Origin of the sequence: Streptomyces sp. NPDC048462, assembly GCF_043200175.1 — a bacterium.
Lineage (GTDB): Bacteria > Actinomycetota > Actinomycetes > Streptomycetales > Streptomycetaceae > Streptomyces.
Genome location: NZ_JBICXG010000001.1, coordinates 684980 through 705894 on the forward strand (window position 1 = coordinate 684980; position 20915 = coordinate 705894).

General features: G+C 71.2%; 21 protein-coding genes. 11 read left to right on the forward strand and 10 right to left on the reverse strand.

The window, feature by feature from the left end; genetic code table 11:
• Positions 1 to 7 precede the first annotated feature (7 nt).
• From ACGFU6_RS02915 to ACGFU6_RS02925, 3 genes are all read right to left on the reverse strand, one after another.
• The gene (locus tag ACGFU6_RS02915; protein WP_393607807.1) at positions 8 to 1282 is read right to left on the reverse strand and encodes an MFS transporter; all 1275 of its coding nucleotides are present in this window, start codon (positions 1280 to 1282) and stop codon (positions 8 to 10) included.
• Between the two features lie 17 nt (positions 1283 to 1299).
• Positions 1300 to 1839, reverse strand: a complete 540-nt coding sequence (locus ACGFU6_RS02920) for an ArsR/SmtB family transcription factor (protein ID WP_393607718.1) — start codon at positions 1837 to 1839, stop codon at positions 1300 to 1302.
• 111 nt (positions 1840 to 1950) lie between these two features.
• A complete protein-coding gene (locus tag ACGFU6_RS02925; RefSeq protein WP_393607719.1) occupies positions 1951 to 2574 on the reverse strand; it encodes a LysE family transporter in 624 nt (207 codons plus the stop codon).
• Positions 2575 to 2920: 346 nt separating this feature from the next.
• Here ACGFU6_RS02925 and ACGFU6_RS02930 point away from each other — a divergent pair, with 346 nt between their 5' ends.
• Both ACGFU6_RS02930 and ACGFU6_RS02935 read left to right on the forward strand, forming a co-directional pair.
• The gene (locus ACGFU6_RS02930) at positions 2921 to 3868 is read left to right on the forward strand and encodes a LysR family transcriptional regulator (protein WP_393607720.1); all 948 of its coding nucleotides are present in this window, start codon (positions 2921 to 2923) and stop codon (positions 3866 to 3868) included.
• Between the two features lie 111 nt (positions 3869 to 3979).
• Positions 3980 to 4519, forward strand: a complete 540-nt coding sequence (locus tag ACGFU6_RS02935) for a GNAT family N-acetyltransferase (RefSeq protein ID WP_393607721.1) — start codon at positions 3980 to 3982, stop codon at positions 4517 to 4519.
• Between the two features lie 114 nt (positions 4520 to 4633).
• Here the strand turns inward: ACGFU6_RS02935 and ACGFU6_RS02940 are convergent, their stop codons facing one another.
• A complete protein-coding gene (locus ACGFU6_RS02940; protein ID WP_393607722.1) occupies positions 4634 to 6175 on the reverse strand; it encodes a hypothetical protein in 1542 nt (513 codons plus the stop codon).
• Between the two features lie 442 nt (positions 6176 to 6617).
• Between ACGFU6_RS02940 and ACGFU6_RS02945 the strand changes: the two genes are divergently transcribed.
• The gene (locus tag ACGFU6_RS02945) at positions 6618 to 8141 is read left to right on the forward strand and encodes a catalase (protein ID WP_393607723.1); all 1524 of its coding nucleotides are present in this window, start codon (positions 6618 to 6620) and stop codon (positions 8139 to 8141) included.
• Positions 8142 to 8276: 135 nt separating this feature from the next.
• Here the strand turns inward: ACGFU6_RS02945 and ACGFU6_RS02950 are convergent, their stop codons facing one another.
• Positions 8277 to 9194 carry an RNA polymerase sigma-70 factor gene (locus ACGFU6_RS02950; protein ID WP_393607724.1) on the reverse strand — a complete coding sequence of 306 codons (918 nt, stop codon included), beginning with the start codon at positions 9192 to 9194 and terminating at the stop codon, positions 8277 to 8279.
• Complete coding sequence (locus ACGFU6_RS02955; protein WP_393607725.1) at positions 9191 to 10384, reverse strand: NAD(P)/FAD-dependent oxidoreductase; 1194 nt, start codon at positions 10382 to 10384, stop codon at positions 9191 to 9193. The genes ACGFU6_RS02950 and ACGFU6_RS02955 overlap by 4 nt, the downstream gene beginning before the upstream one ends.
• Before the next feature lie 225 nt (positions 10385 to 10609).
• Here ACGFU6_RS02955 and ACGFU6_RS02960 point away from each other — a divergent pair, with 225 nt between their 5' ends.
• Positions 10610 to 11137: a GNAT family N-acetyltransferase gene (locus tag ACGFU6_RS02960; protein WP_393607726.1), complete on the forward strand. Its 528-nt coding sequence runs from the start codon at positions 10610 to 10612 to the stop codon at positions 11135 to 11137.
• Positions 11138 to 11193: 56 nt separating this feature from the next.
• Here the strand turns inward: ACGFU6_RS02960 and ACGFU6_RS02965 are convergent, their stop codons facing one another.
• Both ACGFU6_RS02965 and ACGFU6_RS02970 read right to left on the reverse strand, forming a co-directional pair.
• Positions 11194 to 11562, reverse strand: coding sequence for a VOC family protein (locus ACGFU6_RS02965; RefSeq protein ID WP_393607727.1), 369 nt, complete (start codon positions 11560 to 11562; stop codon positions 11194 to 11196).
• A gap of 31 nt (positions 11563 to 11593) precedes the next feature.
• Positions 11594 to 12367: an oxidoreductase gene (locus ACGFU6_RS02970; protein ID WP_393607728.1), complete on the reverse strand. Its 774-nt coding sequence runs from the start codon at positions 12365 to 12367 to the stop codon at positions 11594 to 11596.
• Positions 12368 to 12433: 66 nt separating this feature from the next.
• Here ACGFU6_RS02970 and ACGFU6_RS02975 point away from each other — a divergent pair, with 66 nt between their 5' ends.
• The gene (locus ACGFU6_RS02975; RefSeq protein WP_393607729.1) at positions 12434 to 13024 is read left to right on the forward strand and encodes a TetR/AcrR family transcriptional regulator; all 591 of its coding nucleotides are present in this window, start codon (positions 12434 to 12436) and stop codon (positions 13022 to 13024) included.
• 95 nt (positions 13025 to 13119) lie between these two features.
• Here ACGFU6_RS02975 and ACGFU6_RS02980 read toward each other — a convergent pair whose 3' ends face one another.
• Positions 13120 to 14583 (reverse strand): PLP-dependent aminotransferase family protein, encoded by a 1464-nt coding sequence (locus ACGFU6_RS02980; protein WP_393607730.1) that lies wholly within the window; start codon positions 14581 to 14583, stop codon positions 13120 to 13122.
• 41 nt (positions 14584 to 14624) lie between these two features.
• Between ACGFU6_RS02980 and ACGFU6_RS02985 the strand changes: the two genes are divergently transcribed.
• From ACGFU6_RS02985 to ACGFU6_RS03000, 4 genes are all read left to right on the forward strand, one after another.
• Entirely contained in the window at positions 14625 to 15158 is a 534-nt protein-coding gene (locus tag ACGFU6_RS02985; RefSeq protein WP_393607731.1) for a carboxymuconolactone decarboxylase family protein, read from the forward strand.
• A complete protein-coding gene (locus tag ACGFU6_RS02990) occupies positions 15158 to 16582 on the forward strand; it encodes an MFS transporter (RefSeq protein ID WP_393607732.1) in 1425 nt (474 codons plus the stop codon). Before ACGFU6_RS02985 ends, ACGFU6_RS02990 begins: the two co-directional genes overlap by 1 nt.
• Positions 16583 to 16656: 74 nt before the next feature.
• Positions 16657 to 17343: a hypothetical protein gene (locus tag ACGFU6_RS02995; RefSeq protein ID WP_393607733.1), complete on the forward strand. Its 687-nt coding sequence runs from the start codon at positions 16657 to 16659 to the stop codon at positions 17341 to 17343.
• 245 nt (positions 17344 to 17588) lie between these two features.
• Positions 17589 to 18215, forward strand: coding sequence for a class I SAM-dependent methyltransferase (locus ACGFU6_RS03000; RefSeq protein WP_393607734.1), 627 nt, complete (start codon positions 17589 to 17591; stop codon positions 18213 to 18215).
• A gap of 106 nt (positions 18216 to 18321) precedes the next feature.
• Here the strand turns inward: ACGFU6_RS03000 and ACGFU6_RS03005 are convergent, their stop codons facing one another.
• Positions 18322 to 19779 (reverse strand): glycoside hydrolase family 76 protein, encoded by a 1458-nt coding sequence (locus ACGFU6_RS03005; protein ID WP_393607735.1) that lies wholly within the window; start codon positions 19777 to 19779, stop codon positions 18322 to 18324.
• Positions 19780 to 20062: 283 nt separating this feature from the next.
• Here ACGFU6_RS03005 and ACGFU6_RS03010 point away from each other — a divergent pair, with 283 nt between their 5' ends.
• On the forward strand, positions 20063 to 20347 hold the full coding sequence (locus ACGFU6_RS03010) for a cupin domain-containing protein (RefSeq protein ID WP_393607736.1): 285 nt from the start codon (positions 20063 to 20065) through the stop codon (positions 20345 to 20347).
• 28 nt (positions 20348 to 20375) lie between these two features.
• Positions 20376 to 20813 (forward strand): ATP-binding cassette domain-containing protein, encoded by a 438-nt coding sequence (locus ACGFU6_RS03015; RefSeq protein WP_393607737.1) that lies wholly within the window; start codon positions 20376 to 20378, stop codon positions 20811 to 20813.
• Positions 20814 to 20915 lie beyond the last annotated feature (102 nt).

The following is a 20915-nucleotide window of genomic DNA, read 5'->3' on the forward strand; positions in this document are numbered from 1 at the left end:
CGTGCGGTCACGCTGATTCGGGCGCCGCTTCCCGGGCGGGTTCCCCGGGTCCCGGCCGGCTGGGGCTGTCGGCCGGTGCGGCGCCGCGCAGCGCGGCCTCGACCCGGCGGTTGCTGGTCATGGTCGCGGTGAGGGCCGTCATCGCGAGGAGGAGGCCCGCAGCGGCGTAGAGCGGGGTGCGCACGTCGTACGTGGTGGCCAGCCAGCCACCGACGAACGCGCCGAACGGGGCTGCGCACATCGCGAGCATGCGGGAGGTGGAGGCGACCCGGCCCATCAGGTGGGCCGGGACGATCGCCTGCCGCAGTGAGGGGGCGAGCACCATCGTGGCGCCCATGCCCGCCCCGCAGACGGCGAGCGCGAGCCCGGCCAGGTACGGATTCGGGGCGGCGGCAAGCCCCAGAACGGCAAGCCCCTCGACCGCGGCCGTGCAGGTCAGTGCGGTGCCCGTACCGAGTCGCCGGCCGAGGAAGGAAGCGATGCCCGCGCCGAGCAGCCCGCCGGTGGCCTCCGCCGTGAGGAGCAGTCCGAAGCCGAAGGTGCCGATGCCGAGACGTTCACGCGCGAACAGGGCGAGCACGGTCTCCACGGCGAGGAATGCCACGTTCCCGACCGCCGGACGGAGCGCGAGCCCGAGCAGCAACCGGTCCCGGAAGACGTAGGAAGCCCCGGCGCGCGCCTCCTGCAGCAGCGACGCGCGGACGCCGCCGGCAGGCCGCGGTGTGGCGGGCAGCGACCGTACGAGCAGTGCCGAGACCGCGAACGACACCGCGTCGGCGAGCAGCGGAACCGACCGCCCGAGTGCGAGCAGCGCACTGCCCGCGGGCGGCCCGGCGAAACCGGACATGGCGGTCTGGGCCCCACGCAGACGGGAGTTGGCCCGCTCCAGGTGTACCGGGTCGCGGCCGAGAAGATCGGGCAGATAGGCGGTGGCGGCCGTGTCGAAGAAGAGCCCGCCGAGGCCGAGCAGGAAGGCTACGGTCGCGAGCAGCGGAATGCTCAGCGAGTCCAGCACGGCGGCCACTGCCGGGATCACGAGCAGCATCGCACGGGCCGCGTCCGCGACCCACATCGTCCGCCTGCGGTCCCAGCGGTCCATCAGGGCGCCGCCGACCACCCCGAAGAGCAGCCACGGGAGAGTGCCGGCGGCCGTGACGACCGCGAGCGCCATCGGATCCCGGGTCAACGTCAGCGCGAGCAGCGGCAGCGCGGCATGCGTCACGCCGTCCCCGAGTGAGGACACGGTCTGAGCGGTCCACAGCCGGCCGAACCCGGTCGGCAACTTGGCTATTTCAGTACTCACTTGGATTCCCCCTCGGTCTGCTTGCCCTGTGCGGGGTGGAACAGTGCGAAGACGAGCGACGCGTCCGGCAGCGAGGGGTCGGACAGCTTCCTGTACTCATGCGCCAGGGCCTCCACCCGCGCCCCCAGCTCCGCGAACTGCTCCTCGGTGAGCCGTAGATGAGCCATTCCAACGTGTCGGGCGCCGTTCACGGGCGACGCCTCCAGGTCCGCCACCGCGTGCCGCATCAGCATGTCCGGCTGTCCTTCCCCCGGATCCGGCAGAAGGATCGACCGCGCGGCCATCGCGTAGTACCGCTCGGTCACCCCCCGCACCTTCCGGGTCCGCACCACCTTCACCAGGCCGGCCCGCTCCAGCAGCCGCACGTGGTAGCTGGAACTGCCCTTCGCGAGGCCCACCCGCGCCGCGATCTGCGTGATCGTCGTCGGCTCGAAGCGGAGCACGGCCATGATGCGGTGGCGCGTGAGATTGGAGACGGCGCGCAGCTGCTCGTCAGTGGTGACGTGAAACGTCTCGGGAACATCTTCGGTTGGCATGCGTCCAATGGTCAACGATTCTTGACCATTGAGCAAGGGGATTTCCTTACCGGCTTGGGGAGTTGGCCGTCCGGCGCCGGAAATCTTCGCTTCCGGGCGCTCTGAGGAGGTTCAGCCGACCGCCATGCGGAGGCCGAGACCGAAGATCAGGCAGCTGGAGAACGCCGCTGTGACAGTGCGGCCGTGACGGCTGGTCAGGGCGCTTCCCAGCAGTCTTCCGCCGCCCGCCAGCAGCAGTTGCCAGCTCACCGATGCGAAGGTGATACCGGACAGGTAGGCCAGCGACTCGGCCCTGTTCATGGGCTGTTGAGCCTGTTGCCCGAAGATCAGCGTCACGAAGTAGACGGCGGGCCAGGGGTTGAGCGCGGTCAGCGAGAGATAGGTGACGTAAGCCCGCAGCGGGGTGATCGGCCGGTGTGCCACTGCGCTTCCCACACCATCCGGCCGGCGCCGCAGGGCTGTGACGAGGCCGCGTGCCGCCATGGCGGTCAGAATCGCGAAGGCGGCCCAGCGCAGCGGTCCCAGCACCGGCCGCACGGCCACCGCCAGCGAGCCGCCGCCGAGTACCGCCGCCACCGCGTAACCCGCGTCGGCGGTGGCGGCTCCCAACGCGGCGGCGGCGCCGGTCCGAAAGGATGTCGACGCGGTCATGTTCACCATCAGCACGGCGACGGCCCCGACCGGGATCGCGAGCCCGTAGCCGGCGAGCAGACCGGCGACGACAGCATTGATCATGACCCGGCACCGTCGTGGACGACCGCCCGGCCGGACCGGCCGGGCACACCGGCGCTCCGGCCGTACTCGACCGAAGGGCCGCTTGGCCGGCTTCCACCGACAGCGGACGCATCAGAGACCGACTCGACATCAATCATGGTTCGACTGCTCCTTCGACAGGCTGGTGTCGGGGGTGGCGCCGTCGGCGCCGTCGGCGCCGGCCGCACCGGCACCCCGTGCGATGTGCGCGCCTCGACTGCCCCGGGCGACGGGGCCGGTGAGTGAACCGGTCCGATGCTCAGGCTGAGGGAATACGATCGTTCGCGTCCATCGAAGATTTTTGTACGGAACCGTGTGGGGGAGCCACATGATTGATCCGCGCCTGCAGACCCTGCGCGTGCTCGCCGAGACCGGCACCGTTACCGCCACGGCAGAGGCCCTGCACCTCACCCCCTCCACCGTCTCCCAGCAGTTGAGCCGTCTCTCCGCCGAACTGAACGTGCGGCTGCTCGAACCGCAGGGCCGCCGGGTCCGGCTCACACCTGCCGCCCGCACACTCGTCGACCACGCGGACGTGCTGCACGCGCAGTGGGAGCGCGCCGCAGCCGACCTCGCCGCGCACCGGGACAACGGTCCGGGTGAACTGCGCATCACCGCCGTGGCGACGGCACTCGGCACGCTGGTGGTGCCGGCCGTGGCCCGGCTGCGCTCCTGGCATCCGGGGATGACGTACTACCTCGGTGAGGATCCGGAGGCCGACCGCTTCCGGATGCTGCTGACCCGCGAACGCGACATCGCCGTCGTCATTCCGGCCCCCGGCACACCCCCACACGACGACGAACGCTTCGAGCGGCACCTGCTCCTGAAGGAGCCGCAGGATCTCCTGGTGCCGCGCGGGCACCGGTTCGCCGGCCGTACCGAGGTCGAGCTGCACGAGGCGGCCGCGGAGTCCTGGCTCCGCGCCGGTGACCCCCGGGACCAGCACGCCCTGCTCACCTCGGCGTGCGCGGCGGCAGGCTTCGCACCCCGCGTCATCCACAACGCCGTCGACTGGTCCGCGATCGCCGCCCTGGTGGCCGGCGGGCACGGCATCTGCCTGGTGCCGCGCCTCGCGACGTTCCCGCAGAGCCATGACCTGGTACGCGTACCGTTGACCGGTGACGTGCTGCCGGCACGGCGGCTGGTCGGCTTCGTCCGACGTGGCGGGGGCAGCAACCCCCTGGTCAGCGATGGTCTGCGGGCACTGCGGGAGGCCGCGGCCGCCGCTGAATCCCGGGAGCGGGTAGCGGCGGCGGGGCAGGCGGGTGGCCTCTAACGAGCTCGTTGGCGCCGCCGGCCGGGGACGTCGGCGGTTCGGGGCCGGGCCGGTGGGGCGACCGGTCCGCGAGTCTTGATCGTCGCCGAACCAGTTGCGTAGCTTGCGGGTATGACTGAACTCGGACCCGTCGCCTGGCCACCTGCCCCGATCAGGACTGAGCGGCTCGTGCTGCGCGAGCCCGGGGCCCAGGACCGCGCGGCGTTCATCGAGCTGCTCGCCTCACCGGAGGTGCACACCTACCTCGGCGGCCCCCGGCCGCGTGACGAGCTCGAGCGAGAGATGCCCGAGGTGCCCGAACGGTGGCCGGGGAGCTTCGCCATTGACCTCGACGGGGTGATGATCGGCCAGATCCTGCTCAGGAGAGCGTCGGAGCGGCACCGCCCGGCTGCTGTGGGGAAAGCCGATCTCGGCTACCTGTTCCTGCCGCAGGCGTGGGGGTCCGGGTACGCCGCCGAGTCGTGCGCGGCGGCACTCGACTGGTTCGACAGCGTCCTTCCAGGCGAGCCGGTGGCACTCGCCACCCAGACGGCCAACACCGGCTCGATGCGCCTCGCGGCCAAGCTGGGGTTCACCGAAGTAGAGCGGTTCCGGGCCTGGGACGCTGAGCAGTGGCTGGGCATGCGGTCCCCGGCCACGCCCTGCGACTGAGCTCGTGCGACGTCCGGGCGCCGGAGCAGTGCGGTGGGCCTTCGTCACTTCGGCCACGGACCACCGGGCAGGGTGCGATGTGGTCGCCCGCTGCCGTCGCCGTGTCGGTTCGCCTCACGCCCGCGGCGTCGCGGCCTGTTCGGCCCCGCGCACCAGGTCCCGCATGACGGCCGTCGGCAGCGACGGGTTGGCGGCGGCCGCCTCCACCACTTCCCAGTCGTCATCGGCGAGCAGGGCGACGATGGCCCGTGGCGGCAGGGCCGGGTGCCGGGCGACAGGCAGCCGGGCCCGGCTGTCGGCGAGGCAGGCGAGCAGCGCCGGCCCCGTCGCGCGGCGGTGCCGGGCGATCTCGCGCAGCGCCTTGCGGGGTGGTGGCAGCCGAGCGGCCAGGTCCTCGAGCAGGGCGGGCGGTGCGTCCGGGTTGGCCGCCACCCTGGCGACGACCCTGACTCCGTGCCGGTCGATCATCATCCGCAGCTGGTCCTCGGAGAGGCCCGGGTGCGGCGCTATGGAGTTGACCACCTTCGCGTCCGGGTCGGCGGCGAGCCGGTCGCGGAGCGCGGCAGGCAGATCGCGTCGTTCGGCCAGGAGCATCCGTAGCGCGGGAACCGCCGACCGGGACAGCTCCTCGGCCTCGGCGGGGGAGGCGGCGCAGATCCTCGGCAGCGGCGTCGGCCCGATCTTGACGGTGGCCGCGAGGCCGGAGAGTACGTCGAGCGGTACCAGTGGGTTGTGCGCGAGCGCGCGCCGCACGTCGTGACCGTGGTCGGCGGCCAGCTTCCGGACGACTGTGTCGTCGATCGCCGGGTTCTTCGCGAGATCGGCCCGGACTCCGGGAACGGGATCATCGGCGAGCTTCGCCGCTGTCTCCGGCGGCAGGCCGGGGCGGGCGGCGAGTGCCCAACGCAGCATCATGGAGGGGTGGTCGGCGTACCGCAGGAGAGCCTCGACAGGCGTGGCCGGGTTTCGCAGGACCTGACCGGCAGTCTCGTGCACGGTGGATTCGTGGGAGCCGTCGCAGGAGGCACCGGACCGCAGGTCACAGTCGGTCCGAGGACAGTGCGGATCGTGAACGAAGGGCGTCTCCTCGCTGTCGCAGACCAGGCACCGCTCCAACGGCGGTAGCCCCTCACCGGTGGCGAGCGCGGCCAGCACGTGCGGTGGCGTGGCCTCGTTGGCCGCGACCGCCCGCCGGACCTCCGCATGCGGATGACGGGCGAGCCGGGCCGCCAGGCCGGCGGTTGTCCACAGCGCGAGTTCCGCGACGACCGCAATGTCCGGGTCGGCGGCGAGCGTCTCCCGTACGTCGTCGGGAAGCCCGGGACAGGCGGCCAGCCTCTCCCGGCGCCTGGCGTCCGGGTCCCCGGCGAACAGGCTTGCCCACTCCGGGGCGCCGGCCGCCCGGTCGAGCAGGGCGAGCGCGGCCTCCGGCCGCGTGACGGGGTCGATGTCGGCGGCGGTCAGCAGACCCTCGTACGCGAGCCGCTCCGCACTCTCCCCGACCCGGGCGGCCAACGCGACCGCCTGCCCGTGGCCGAGGTCCGCACGCGCGGCCAGGCTCTCGGCGATGTCCGCGTCCGCGACCGCGATCAGGCGCCGCACCAGGTCGAAAGGCAGAGCCGGGCTGCCGGCGAGGCCGAGGAGAGCATGGTTCACAGGAAGACATACTGCCCGGGTCGTGCATGCCCCGACAACCAGCGGCGCGACCGTGGAGGCCCTCGTCCCCACCCGCCGGGGACATCACGGCCCGCGCCGGACGGCACGCGAGCGAAGACGATGGATTGTCCTGTGCGAAGCCGGGCACGCGAGGTGCCAGCGGGGTTCGGCCGCGGCCGATGCACTCCTTCGGCCGAGCGCGCCTGCTGCGGGAACCGTCTGTGGGAGGCGGTGGGGGCGTTGCGCAGGTTGACGGGCTTGGCTGTCGCCGAGGTTCCCGGAGGCGGCGGGGCCGGAGCGGGATCGGCGAAGCGATGTGATGCTTGATCCAGGTTTGACACCTTACGTTCCGGGCTAGTCGAACCGACGCGACTTCGTTTCGCCGCTTCCGGCGGGACCGTGTGACCGCTTCGACTGAAGGCAAGATGATGGAGGCAGCCCGATGACCGACACTTCACGTGAGCCGACCACCACTGATTCCGGTGCCCCGGTGGAGAGCGACGAGCATTCGCTCACGGTCGGACCGGGTGGCCCGGTCCTGCTGCAGGATTCCTACCTGATCGAGCAGATGGCCCAGTTCAACCGGGAGAGGATTCCCGAACGGCAGCCCCACGCCAAGGGCAGCGGCGCCTTCGGGCACTTCGAAGTGACCGGTGATGTGAGCGCCTTCACCAAGGCGGCGGTGTTCCAGCCCGGGACCAGGACCGAGATGGTGGCCCGGTTCTCCACGGTCGCCGGCGAGCGCGGCAGCCCGGACACCTGGCGTGACCCGCGTGGATTCGCGCTGAAGTTCTACACCAGCGAAGGCAACTACGACATGGTGGGCAACAACACCCCCGTGTTCTTCATGAAGGACCCGATGAAGTTCCAGCACTTCATCCGGTCCCAGAAGCGTCGCGCGGACAGCAACCTGCGCGATCACGACATGCAGTGGGACTTCTGGACCCTGTCGCCCGAGTCGGCCCACCAGGTCACGTGGCTCATGGGAGACCGGGGCATCCCGCGCTCCTGGCGCCACATGAACGGCTACACCTCGCACACGTACATGTGGATCAACGCGCAGGGCGAACGTTTCTGGGTGAAGTACCACTTCAAGACCGACCAGGGTGTCGAGTTCTTCACCCAGGACGAGGGCGACCAGATGGCGTCCGCCGACACGGACTACCACACCCGGGACCTCTTCGAGCACATCCGCGACGGTGACTGCCCGAGCTGGACACTGCACGTGCAGGTCATGCCGTACGAGGACGCCGCGGAGTACCGGTTCAACCCGTTCGACCTGACCAAGGTGTGGCCGCACGGCGACTATCCGCTGATCGAGGTCGGCCGCATGACGCTGGACCGCAACCCCACCGACAACCACGCCGAGATCGAGCAGGCGGCCTTCCAGCCGAACAACCTGGTCCCCGGCATCGGCCCGAGCCCGGACCGGATGCTGCTGGCGCGGCTGTTCTCCTACGCGGACGCGCACCGCCACCGCATCGGCGGCAACTACCAGCAGCTCCCCGTCAACGCGCCCGTCGCCCCCGTGAACACGTACTCCAAGGACGGGGCGATGGCGTTCCGCAAGACCGCGGATCCCGTCTACGCGCCCAACTCGAAGGGCGGACCCGAGGCGGACACCGCCCGGTACGGGACCCCGCCCAGCTGGTATGCCGACGGGGAGATCACCCGGACCGCCTACGTGTCCCATGCCGAGGACGACGACTGGGGCCAGGCAGGCACCATGGTGCGTGAGGTCCTCGACGACGCGGCCCGCGATCGCCTGGTGGACAACGTCGTCGGGCATCTCCTCAACGGCGTGACGGAGCCCGTGCTGCGACGAGCCTTCGAGTACTGGTCCAACATCGACAAGTCGATCGGCGAACGCATCCAGCGAGGCGTTCGTGCCAAGGCCGGGGAGAAGGACCCCAAGTCCGCCGAACAGGGCAACCCCGCGCGACGGGACATGCAGCATAAGGCCTGACGACGGCGCAGGCTTTGCCCCCGTGACCGCCGGAGCCCCTGGCCGGCCGGACTGAGGCCGGCCAGGGCGACGGATTCCGTCGCAACGGGACGGGAGCGGTGGGGCGGGCCGACGACGTGGTGCCGACCGGGCGGTTCAGGCGAGTTCGTGCAGAGTGCCGTCCGAGACGGCGCGCAGCTTGTCGGGGTTGGCCACGTTGTGGATGGCCGAGATGCGGCCCTCCGGGTCGAAGTCGAAGGACATCGTGGCAAGCACACGGTCCGGGCCGTGGAAGACCACCCCCGGACCGCCGTTGATCCAGGTGAACTCGGCCCGCATCCGGCTGGGTTCGACGCCCTGGTAGCTCGCGGTGCCGAGTGCGGCGAACCAGCCCGCCACGGTCTTCACGCCCACCACCGGCTTGAGGGCCTGACGGACCTTGCCGCCGCCGTCGGTCCACAGGGTGACGTCGGGGGAGAGCAACTCCATGAGGGCATTGATGTCACCGCCTGTCGCCGCCGCGAAGAAGCGCTTCGCCACGTCGCGTTGGCCGGCGCGGTCGGTGGTGAACCGGGGGCGTCGGGCCCGTACGTGCTCGCGGGCACGGTGCGCCGCCTGCCGGACGGCGGGCTCGGCGCGCTCCACCGCCTCCGCTATCTCCGCATAGCTGAAGGCGAAGACCTCCTTCAGTACGAAGACCGCACGCTCCAGGGGACTGAGTGTCTCCAGGACGACGAGCAGGGCCACGGAGACCGAGTCCGCCACGGCGGCGTCATCGGCGGTGCCGGGCCCGGTGAGGATCGGCTCGGGGAGCCAGGGCCCGACATACGTCTCACGCTGGTGGCGGGTCGAACGGAGCAGCTCCATCGAAAGGTTGGAGACGATCCGGGTCAGGTACGCCTTGGGGTCGGCGACCTGGTAACGATCGGCCGCCGACCACTTGAGCCAGGCGTCCTGGACCACGTCCTCGGCATCGACGGCGGTGCCGAGGATGCGGTAGGCGACGGAGAAGAGCAGGGTGCGGTACTGCTGGAAGGCGGCCTGGTCGCGGTCGGTCGGCTGAGGCTGGATCATTTGGCACTCCGGATGCGGGTGTAGCGGCCGCCGCGCGGCCAGAACGCGCCCGAGACGGGCATCTTCTTCATACGGGCGAAGGTCGGCCACGGCGACGCGGTGACCGTCTCCTTGTACCGCGCGGCCCGCTTTCCGGTCAGGACGACGCGGCGCGGGCTGTCGTCGGGGTGGGTGAACTGCACGACGCCATCTTCCCGGCCCAGGCTGACAGGTGTGTGGTAATAGCCGAAGCGGAAGGGCCTGGGCTCCTTGCCGGCCAGCGTCCGCAGGATCGAGAGGGCCGCGTGCACGCCGGTCGGCATGCCGCCCTGACAGGTCCCGTGCATCACGCCGTAGCCCTGACGGATCGCCGCCGCGTCGCCCACGGCGTGGACATCGGGGTGGGAGACGGAGCGCAGCGAGCTGTCGGTGACCACACGGCCGCGCTCGTCGACGCTCAGGCCCGCGGCGGCCGCCAGTGGCGAGACGCGGGTCCCGCTGGTCCACAGCACGGCGGCCGCCGGGATGCTGGAGCCGTCCGCCAGCTCGACGCTGTCCGGCAGCACCTTGGCGACCTCGGCGCCGGCGCGTACCGTCACTCCGAGCCGGGCGAGCGCCGCGTCCACATGGGCCTTGGCCTTCGGGTGCATGCCCGTTCCGGGGTCCCGCCGGCCCAGCAGCATGACCTGGAGCTCCGGGTACCGCTCGGCGATCTCCGCCGCGGCCTCGACCCCGGTGAGACCGCTGCCGGCGACCACCACCGTCCCGCCGCCGAGCCGGGTCAGCCGGTCCGCGAGGAGGGCGGCGTCCTGCGGGCTGTTCAGGGTGTGGGCGTGGGCCTCGACGCCGGGCACCGCGACGGTGTCCGCGACGCTCCCCAGACCGTAGACCAGGGTGTCGTAGGCGAGGTCCCGGTCGTCGTCGATCCGGACGGTCTTCGCCTCGGCGTCCACGGCGGTGACCCAGCCGCGGACGAAGTCGGCGCCGGTCCCCTCCAGCAGCTCACGGATGTTCATCTCGGCCGTCTCCTGCCCCGTGGCGGTCATGTGCAGCCGGAGCCGTTCGGTGAAGTTCTCGTAGGGGTTGACCAGCGTCACGTGCAGGTTTCCACGCTTCCTGGTGCGGGCCGCGAGTTGGATCGCGGCGCAGAGACCGGCGTAACCGGCACCCAGGACCAGAACCTCGTGCTGCTGCGTCTCTGTCGCGTTCATCGCTCTGCCGCCTCTTTCGTGTCGGTCGCCCGGGCCTTGCGCCTTGCGAACGACCACCAGACGCAAGTTGCTCGGCCGTTCGTGACATGGGGCCGATGTGACCCGCGCCACATGGCTGGCCGGCTGTTCCGTGCGGTCGTCGAGGCCCGGGCTCCTCGCCGGGCCGGCCCGGGACAGCCATAGGCTGGCCGCTTCATCCGACGCACCGTGACAAGGACCAGATCCATGGGCAGCAGTACCGCGATCCGCCTTATCGAGCCGACGGACGCCGCCGCGATCGCTGCACACCGGGTGCGGGACGTCGAGGCCTTCCGGCCGTGGGAACCGGCCCAGCCAGCCGACTACTTCACCCCGGAGGGCCAAGCGGAAAGGATCGACGGACTGCTGGCCGGATACCGGGCCGGCACGGTCTGGCCGGGCGTTGTGCTCGCCGGCGGCCAGGTGGTCGGGCAGGTCACCATCGGGGGCATCCTGCCGCAGCCGCACCTGCGCCGCTGCTCCGTCGGCTACTGGATCGCGAGCGTCGCGCAGAACCGAGGGCACGCCGGGCACGCCGTAGGACTCGCCCTGCGGGTGATGACGGACGAACTCGGGCTGCACCGGGCCGAGGCCTCCACCAATCTGGAGAATCTGCCTTCACAACGGGTGCTGCGCCGCAACGGGTTCAGCCCGTACGGCGTCGCGCACTCCTCGATCTTCCTCGACGGGAGCTGGCGGGACGCGCTGCTGTGGGAGCGGATCCTCGGCGACTGAGGGCCGCTCCGTACCGGCTCGACCCCTGCCGGCCCCGGTGCCGCCGCGATCGCTTCTCAGGCAGGGCGCAGGCAGAAGGGGTGTCCGGCTGGGCTGGCGTAGACCCTGCTGCCGGTGCGGGTGTCCGGGGTGATGTCGTCGGTGGGCCGCAGCCGGGTGGCGCCGGCCTCGGTGGCCGTGCGGTCAGCGGCCACGAGATCCTCGACGCCGAAGTCGAGATGTATCTGCTGGGAGGTGCCGTCCGGCCAGTTCGGGGCGGCGTGGCCGGGGGCCGACTGGACGACGAACACCGGAAGGCCGGCCGCCTGGATGAAGTGGTGGGCCGGCGTGCGGGTAATCGAGCCATCGAGCAGCCGGTGCCAGAAGGCGCTTTCCTTCTCGATGTCGGCGGCGTCGATGATCACGGAGCTGAGGGTGAGGGGCATATGGGTGTCCTGTTCTCGGTGACGTTGTTGCTCAGACGGTCGGGATGATGCCGCCGTCGACGCGGAACTGTGCTCCGGTCAGCCACTTCGCCCGGCCGGAGGCGAGGAAGGCGATCATCTCGGCGACGTCCTCAGGGTCTCCTGGGCGGCCCATGGGGACCTTCAGGTGATCCACGAGCTGCCGAGTGACCTCCTCGGCGGGGACGCCCCGCTGCTCGGCCATGTGCTGGAGGTGGGTGGTGGCGCCCTCGGTGACGACGAAGCCGGGAAGGACGCACACGACACGCACCCCGTGCTCGCCGACCTCGATGGCCAGCTCACGGCTGTAGGTGTTGAGCGCGGCCTTGGCGGCGGCGTAGGACGCCTCCGTGCGCTGCGGCAGTTGGCCGGCGATCGAGGAGACGTGTACGACGACGCCGGAGCCCCGCTCGACCATCCCCGGCACCAGGGCCCGGTCCAGCCGTACGGCGCTGAGGAGGTTCATCTCCAGGTCCGCCCGCCAGGACTCGTCCGACCGGCTCAAGGTCGGCGCCGGTGCGCTCGCCGCGCCCGCGTTGTTCACGAGGACGTCCACTCCGCCCACGGCATCGACCACCCGGCGGCCGAGCTCCGCCACGCCCGCCTCCGTCGAGAGGTCCGCCGCGATGAACGTGGCACCGGTGTCCTGCGGAGGCCGGCTGCGGGAGGCTGTCAGTACCGTCGCGCCCGCGGTGACGAAGCGGCGGGCGGTCGCCGCGCCCAGGCCCCGGCTGCCTCCGGTGACCAGTACTCGAAGGCCGTGCAGGCCCTCGTCCGTGATCGGCACAGGAATCTCCTCCGTAAGATGAACCCGACTCCGGAAACCATACACAAACGGAACCGGACTCACCTTATGGAGGCTCTCTTGTCGGCACCCCGACCGCTGCGCGCCGACGCGCGGCGCAACCGCGAGGCACTGCTGTCCGCTGCCCGCCAGGCGTTCCTCAGCGGCGACACGGACGCGCACGTGGAGGAGATCGCCCGCAGCGCCGGCGTCGCCGTCGGAACGCTCTACCGTCACTTCGAGACCCGCGAAGCGCTGATCGAGGAGGTCTACCGCAAGGAGGTCGACGAGCTGTGCGCCGCGCCCACGGACCTCCTGGACCACCACGCCCCGGACGAGGCGCTGCGGCTCTTCCTGCTGCTGCTCGTGGACCACGCCGCGGTGGGCAAGGGGATGTCCGTCGCTCTGGAAAGCATCATGGCGACGGACTCACCGGTCTTCGGCGACGCACGCACCCGCATGGCGAACGCACTCTCCCTGCTGCTCGAAGCGGGCAGCGCCGCCGGCACCGTACGCGACGACGTCACCGGCCCCACCCTGCTGCGGGCCCTGGGCGGCATCTGCCACATGCGTGCCGCCGAGGGCTGGCTGGCCGAGGCCCGGCAGATCACCACCCTCCTCTTCGACGGCCTGCGGTACGGCGCCACACCGGCGGTCTGAGCCGGAGACCCGGGTGTCGTGCGCCGCCGGGGGAGGGGTGTGCGGGCTGCTCCGGCCCGCTGCCGCCGGTCACTTGGGAGGGCTTTCGTCGCCGTTCACCCGGCAGGGCTCTCAATAGAGGCGTCGGAGGGCGGCATGGCCCGGAGCAGCGCTTCGAGCGCCGCTCCGTAGGCGTGTTCCGGCGGCGTCGAGTACCCGATGACCAGGCCGTCCCCGGCCGGCATGGTGGCCCGCGGGTGCCGGAACGCGGTGAGGCCGTCAAGCGCGATCCCCTGCCAGGACGCGGCCTTGACCGCGGACGCCACCGTGCCGGGCGGCAGCCGAAGGACCGCGTGAAGTCCCGCCGCGATCCCGGTGGCCGTGATGTGCGGGGCCCGTTCGGCGAGGGCGGTGACGAGCTGGTCACGGCGGCGCCGGTAGCGCTGGCGCATCCGGCGGATGTGACGGTCGTACTGCCCGGAGGCGATGAAGTCGGCGAGCGTGAGCTGGTCGGGGACGCTCACCCACGCTTCCCGCTTGCCCTTGGCCGCGAGCACGCCGTCGACGAGCCGCGTGGGCAGCACCATCCAGCCGATGCGCACCGCGGGGGACAGGCTCTTGCTGACCGATCCGAGGTAGACGACCCGTTCGGGGTCCAGGCCCTGTACCGCGCCGACCGGTACGCGGTCGTAGCGGAACTCCCCGTCGTAGTCGTCCTCGATGATCAGGCCGTCGCCGGTGCGGGCCCAGTCGATGACCGAGGCGCGCCGGGCCGGATGGAGCGGGCCGCCGGTCGGGAACTGGTGCGCGGGCGTGAGCAGCACGCCGCGTACCCGTGGTTCCCCTGCCAACTCCTCTACCCGGGCCCCCTGTTCGTCCAGGCTCAGCGGAACCGTCCGTACCCCGCAACCTTCCAGGATCTCGCTGTGGAAGCGGAGCCCGTAGGACTCCACGGCGAAGGGCCCGCGCAGCGGCCCGGCGCCCGCGCCGGGCGAACCCCCGAACAGCAGCCGCAGGGCGTGCGCGAATCCGGAGCACACCACGATCCGCTCGGGGTCGACGCGCACCCCGCGTGCGCGCGTCAGATAGTCGCTGAGCGCGCGGCGCAGCTCGATGCGGCCGCGCGGATCGCCGGGGCCGAAGGCCTCGTCGGGGGCGGCGATCAGCGCACGCCGGGCGGCCGCGAGCCAGGCGGTCCTGGGGAAGGAGGCGGTCTCCGGCGCGCCCTGGCGCAGGTTGTGGGTGGGGGTGGCGGGCCGTGCGGGAGCGGGTTTGGGCTTCCGGGAGTGCCTGGGCGGCGCGGCGCGTTCCGCCACCCGGGTCCCGGAGCCCTGACGAGCGGTCAGCCAGCCTTCGGCGATCAGCTCGGCGTAGGCGTCGGCGACCGTGTTGCGAGCCAGGCCGAGGTCTGCGGCGAGCGAGCGGTAGGGCGGCAACCGGGTGCCGGGCGTGAGCCATCCCTCGCGTACGGCGTTTCGCAGCGCCCGGATCAGGACGGCGCGACGGCTGCCCGGACCGGACAGGTCCACGTGCAGGTCACTGCCCATGCGCTCCGCCAAATTGACCCATGTTTCCGGCATGGAAATGCACCTTACCCGAGGTCTTTTCCGGTCCTAGATTCATGGTCATGACGAACAACGGGCACACCACTCAGACCACCACCGTCACCACTCAGAACCACAACACCAGCCACGACCACGCCCCGCGCGTCAACTTCGCCAAGGCCGCCCCCAAAGCGTTCAAGGCACTCATCGGCTTCGACGCCGCCGCCCGCGAGGGCCTCGACCCGGCCCTGGTCGAGCTGATCCAGATTCGCGCCTCGCTCCTCAACGGATGCGCCTACTGCCTGCACATGCACACGTCCGATGCCCGCAAGGCCGGCGAGGACGAGGCCCGGCTGCACATGATCGGCGTGTGGCGTGAGGCCCGTAACTTCTTCACGGAGAAGGAGCAGGCCGCCCTGGCCCTGACCGAGGCCGTCACTCTCGTCTCCCGCGGCGGCGTCCCCGAGGACGTCTACGCCCGGGCCGCCCGCCACTTCGACGGGCCGGAACTGGCCCGTGTCCTCGCCCTGGTCTTCACCATCAACACCTGGAACCGCATCGCCCTGAGCACGGGCAAGATCGCGGGCCAGGACGAGAGGGCGGCCCACTGATGGCGATCCCGGAGACGGCGGACGGCCGACGTCCGGCCCGCCCCGCCCTCGCGCAGAACAGGAGGGCGAGCGCCGCGACCCTCGCCCTCCTCGCCTTCGCCCAACTGATCATCTCCGTCGACTACAACATCGTCTACGTGGCGCTGCCCCGGATCGGCAGCGGCCTGGGCTTCTCCGCGCAGCACCTCCAGTGGGTGATCAGCGCCTACGCCGTCGCCTTCGGCGGCTTCCTCCTCCTGGGCGGCCGCGCCTGCGACCTGTTCGGCCCCCGCCGCACGTTCGTGCTCGGACTGAGCCTGTACGGGGTCTCGTCGCTGGCGGGTGGCCTCGCCACCGGCCCCGGCCTCCTGATCGCGGCCCGCGCCGTGCAGGGCATCGGCGGCGCGTTCCTCTTCCCCGCAACCCTCACCCTCGTCGGCACGCTCTTCGCGGAGGGGCGCGAGCGCAACCGCGCCTACTCGGTGTGGGGTGCGGCGGGCGGCAGCGGACTCATCGTGGGCGCACTGCTCGGCGGCGTACTGACCCAGCTCCTGGGCTGGCGCTCGGTGCTGTACGTCAACGTCCCACTGGCCCTCATCGCGGTGGTGGCCGCCTTCCGCCTCATCGCCCCCGACACCGCCCGGCGGGCCGGCCGCCGCATCGACCTGCCCGGAGCCCTGACCTCCACGCTCGGCGTCACGGCCCTGGTCGTCGCCCTGGTCCAGGGCCCGGATTCGGGCTGGCTGTCCGCGACGGTCGTACTCTCCGCAGCGGCCGGCGCGACCCTGATCGCGGTCTTCCTCCTCATCGAAGCCCGCACCCGTGACCCCTTGATGCCGCTGCGCCTGCTCCGCAGCCGTGGCCTGCGCACCGGCATGGCGGTGACGTTCTTCTTCATGGCGACGATCGGCAGCCTCGCGTACTTCCTCACCCTCTACTTCCAGAACGTGCTCGGCTACGACGCCCTGCGCACGGGCCTCGCCTACTTCGTCCCGATGGTGGCGATCACCGCGGGCTCGCTCCTCGCGGGCCGGATCACCACCCGGCTCGGCACCCGCACCGCGATGACCGGCAGCCTCCTCCTCGGCGCGGCGGGCACGGCGACGGTGGCCCTATCCATGGCCGCCGACGGCTCCTACGCCGCGCTCGTCCCGGGCTTCCTGATCCTCGGCCTCGGCCAAGGGGCGAGCTACACCATGATGTTCGGCGCCGCCGCCGCGGGCATCGCGGGCCACGAACAGGGCATCGCCTCCGGCATGGCGTCCACGGCCCAGCAGGTCGGCGGCGCGGTGGGTCTGGCGGTCCTGGTCGGCATCGCGGGCCTCGGCGAGCACGTCTCGGCGGCGGCCACGGTGGACGGCACGCGCAGCGCCCTCTTCGTGGCAACGGCGGGAACAGCCCTGACGGCCGTCGTCGCTCTCGGCTTCCCCCGCCGCAAGGTCTGACGGAACGGCCGGCGCTCGTCCGCCCTCCCGAGCGGGCCCCCGGGTCGATGATCAACTACGGCTAGGCTGCGTCCGTGTCACGTGTACGCGCCACCCTTGCCTCCACCCTGGTCGGTATAGCCGCACTCACCGCCTGCTCCTCCGGCAGCGGCGGAGCGGACTCCGGCGACAGCACGCAGAAGGCGGACAAGCCGGTCGTCGCTCCGGCCCCGAAGCCGATCACCCAGCAGCTCAGCCAGCCTCATCTCACTCAGGCCCTGCTCGGTGACGGCGAAACCCTGCCCGGCTACTCCCTGCACGGCGACAAGTCCGTGACGGACGGCCAGTACTGCAACGGGGAGGACGACGCCGACTCGGCGCCGGCGGGCTGGGTCCGCGGGGGCGATTCCTCCTACGAGTACAACGGCTCGACAGTGAACATGGCCTACCTCACGATCTGCCTCTTCGACTCGCCCGGCGCCGCCCACAGCCAGTATACGAAGTGGAAGGGCAGCGAGACCAGCAAGCAGCAGAAGCCCAAGAAGCCAGTGGGCGACGAGAACACGCTGGTCGTCAACCCGGGCGCCAGTGACGATTCCGTCTCCGGCTACGTCCGCTCTGGCAAGGTCAGCATCGAGGCCCGGATCGAGGGCGGCGCCGCGGGCGACCCCTCGGGCGCGCAGGCCGTGCTTGCCGCCACCCTCAAGCGTCTCCAGCAGCTGCAGGACGGCAAGGCCGCGACCGTGACCGCGCCGGACGAACAGGCCGCGGCCCGGCAGTAGTGAGACCGCCGGGGCCTGCCGGCCGAGGCCCGGAGGCGGCGGCAGGAGCCTGGTCCCATCCACGTTCGACGCCATGGTGTCCCGTGCACGGCACGGAGTCCGGGCAGTGAGAAAGTGGACCGGGCCCGCCCCGCCGACGCCGCGCACTGTTCATACACCGGGCGGCAGCGGCGGTCCCGCGCAGTGGTCGGGGAATTACAACCGTTGCACATGGACGTCGAGGCTGTCAGGAAGGCAAGCTGCACATGACCGGACAACAGGACCGTTGGGCGGAACTCACCGGAGGGCAGGGCGGGGAGGCGTACGCTCGGCGTTTCGCGCGGCTCGTTGAATCCGGTCATGACATCCACGGCGAGGCAGCCTTCTGCGCCGCATTGCTGGAGCCGGCCGCCCGGGTGCTCGACGCGGGCTGCGGTACCGGCCGGATCGCGATCCGGCTCGCCGAGCTGGGCCACCGGTGCACTGGCGTGGACGTCGATCCCTCCATGCTTGCCGTCGCTCGCCGCGACGCCCCCGCGCAGGAATGGCTGCTCGGCGACCTGGCCCGGCTGGACGCCCTCGACCTGGATCCGGAGTACGACCTGGTGCTCGCGGCCGGAAACGTCATTCCTCTGCTGGCTCCCGGCACGGAACCGGACGTCGTCCGGCAGCTGGCCGGCGCACTGCGTCCCGCAGGCCTGCTGGTAACGGGCATGGGCCTTGACGCGGCACACCTGCCGCTGCCGGAACCGCCTTTGACCCTGGGGGAGTTCGATGATTGGTGCGCCCGGGCCGGGCTGACCCTGCGCCACCGGTACGCGACCTGGAGCGGCGACCCGTACCACGACGGAGGCGGCTATGCCGTCAGCGTGCACTCCCGCCCCGCCGGTTGAGTCCGTTTCCCCACCCGGCAGGCCGCTCAGGACGAGCCCGAAGCGGCGCCCCGGTGCTGGTACGCCGTCCGGTCCAGTACCTCGACCGGACGGCGAGGGAGCTCCGTCAGCCGGCGGCGTTGAGGAGGTCGAGGACGCTCTGCTGGCAGCCGGAGCCGGTGGTGCCGTCGCCGCCGTTCCAGTGCGGGCCGTACTGGTCGAGAGCGTTGCGGTCGCGGTCGTAGGCGCTGTTGGCCCAGCGGGTGAGGGCGGGGGCGTAGGGGTGGTCGGAGAGCTGGCGGTCGAGCGCCCCGAGGCCGCGTACGTAGGCACCCTTGAAGCTGGGGCCGTCTCCGGTGCAGCTGTCGCCCTCGCCCGGTTCGCGCAGGACGCCGTCGGTCTCAAGGCGTGTGGTGGAGGAGTCGGCCAGCTCACGGGCCGTCGTCAGAAGGCCGGCGTCGCCCGTGGCCTTGTGGAACTCGGTCAACGCGCCCAGGACGACTCCTTGGTTGTACGTCCAGGTGGGCTGACCGTTGTTGGCACAGGCGTCGGTGAGACCGTCGTTGATCAGGTGATCCGCGTTGATCATGCCGCTGCCCTTGAACCAGTTCCATTCGCTCTTCGCCCGGTCCAGGTAGGTGCTGTCGCCGGGTATGCGGTTGTGCAGGGCTGAGTTCAGCTGGAGGTACAGCTCATTGGTGATGGCGTTCTTGTAGTTGCCGTCCGTGTTCCAGCGGACCCCGCCACCGCAGGTGTCGTTCCAGTTCGCGTTCATGTGGTCGGCGTCGGCCCGTGCGGTGTCGAGGTAGCGGCTGTCGCCGGTGACGTCGTACGCGTCGATCCAGGCGAGGCCCCACCACCCGGTGTCGTCCAGGTACTCGTTGCGGAACTGCCCGCCCTGCGCGTTGATGTTCTTGTCGTACGTCTCGGCGATGGCATAGGTGTAACTGCCCATGCCGCTGATCCGGCTGTTGTCGATGACCGCGGTCAGCGCGTTGGCGCTCGTCCACCAGGCGTTGCCGCCGAACAGCTTGCTGCCCCGGTCGAACGACATCATCAGCGCGGTGGCCGCCGCCGTGCTCCGGCTGCCCGCGTTCCACGTGGTACGTGCCCAGGAAGTGCAGGCGATGGCGCCGCCGGCCGGCTGCCCGCAGGCCCGAAGGGCACCGACGCCTTGGGTGTTCCAGTCGTCGACGTTGTACATCTGGGTGCGCCAGCCCCGTCCGCCGGACGGCACCGAGGTGCCGCCGAGGCGGCTCCCGTCGGCCCAGGTCCGCCCGCCGTCCATGGACCGGTCCAGCCACACCTGGTCATCGGAGCCGCCGTTGTCGATGGACGCCCAGCCCATCGCGCCGGCATCGTCGAAGTGCAGCGCGATGGATCGCGAGGAGACCGTGGCGGTGACCGGGACGCGGTCCTGGGAGCTCAACGCCGGATCCCGCGCGTCGCAGTACGTGTTGCACACCGCTGCGGCCGCCGTAGCCGCAGCGGGTGACGCGGACGCGGCAGGGACACCGCCGACGATGAAGGAAGACAACGTTGTCAGTGCTGTGAGTGCCGCGGTCTTGATTGGCAATCGCTTCATGGGGGAGACTCCCGGAACGCTTTGGCCAGGGTGGGGGGGTGTTCTGCGGACTGGAGGAGAGCGTTCTCTGAAATTAGCCAGGCGCCATGTTCGCGTCAAGAGGTGCCGCCTCTGCGGCGCCGCCGCGCGTACTGACCGATTCGGCACTGGGACCGAGGGCGCGCAGGCGGGCTGGAGGCCCCCGAGCACGGCGCGGAACGCTGTGGTTAGCCTGACGACCGGGACGTCGTGTCCCGTCCTGTCCACCGCACCGGCGGGGCAGCCGGCGAAGAGGAGAACGACCATGACGACCACCGCCCGCGCGAGCGTGCAGCACGAGGACGAGCGGGTCCGCGTCACCCGGTGGGACTTCGAGCCGGGCCAGAGCACCGGCCGGCACCTGCACGCGTACGACTACGTCGTCGTACCGGTCACCGACGGGACCACCGACGTGATCACCCCCGACGGGACGGTCACCCCGTCACGCCTGCGGGCAGGAGTCTCCTACGCACGCCCGGCCGGCGGTGAGCACGAAGTAGTCAACGCGGGGACCTCGCCGCTGGCCTTCGTCGAGATCGAGATGAAATAGCCCGGACCCGGGTCTGGCCGATCTTCTGGTGTCAGCCACACCTGCTCCGGCCGGCGCCGCAGGAACCACGGTCCTCAAGGACGTCCGCTACGCCTTCGAGCGCGGCACTCTCCGCACCATCCTGGGCCCCTCCGGCAGCGGCAGGACCACTCTGCTGTCCCTCGCCAGCGGCCTCGACAGCGCGATGGCCACCCGCAACGTGATGAGCCTCTCCGGCGGCCAACAGCAGCGCGTCGCCACCGCTCGCGCGCTCGCCTGCGACGTCGACATCGTCTTCGCCGACGCACCCACCGGGAACCTCGACGAGGACACCGCCCAGGGCGTCATCGACACCTTCCGCGACCTCGCCGGTGAGCAGGACAAACGCGTGGTCGTCGTCACCCACTCCCAGCACCTGGCCCTGCAGTCCGACCGCATTTTCGACCTGCGTAAAGGCAAGCTCACGGAACTGGACAGCACCCGGTGAAGGCAACCGCCCCTACCGCGCCGGATGGCTCTTGCGCCGGCTGCGGTCCGGAAGGCGGTGATCCATCCGCGACCGGGCATCCGGAACCGCTGGACACCGTCG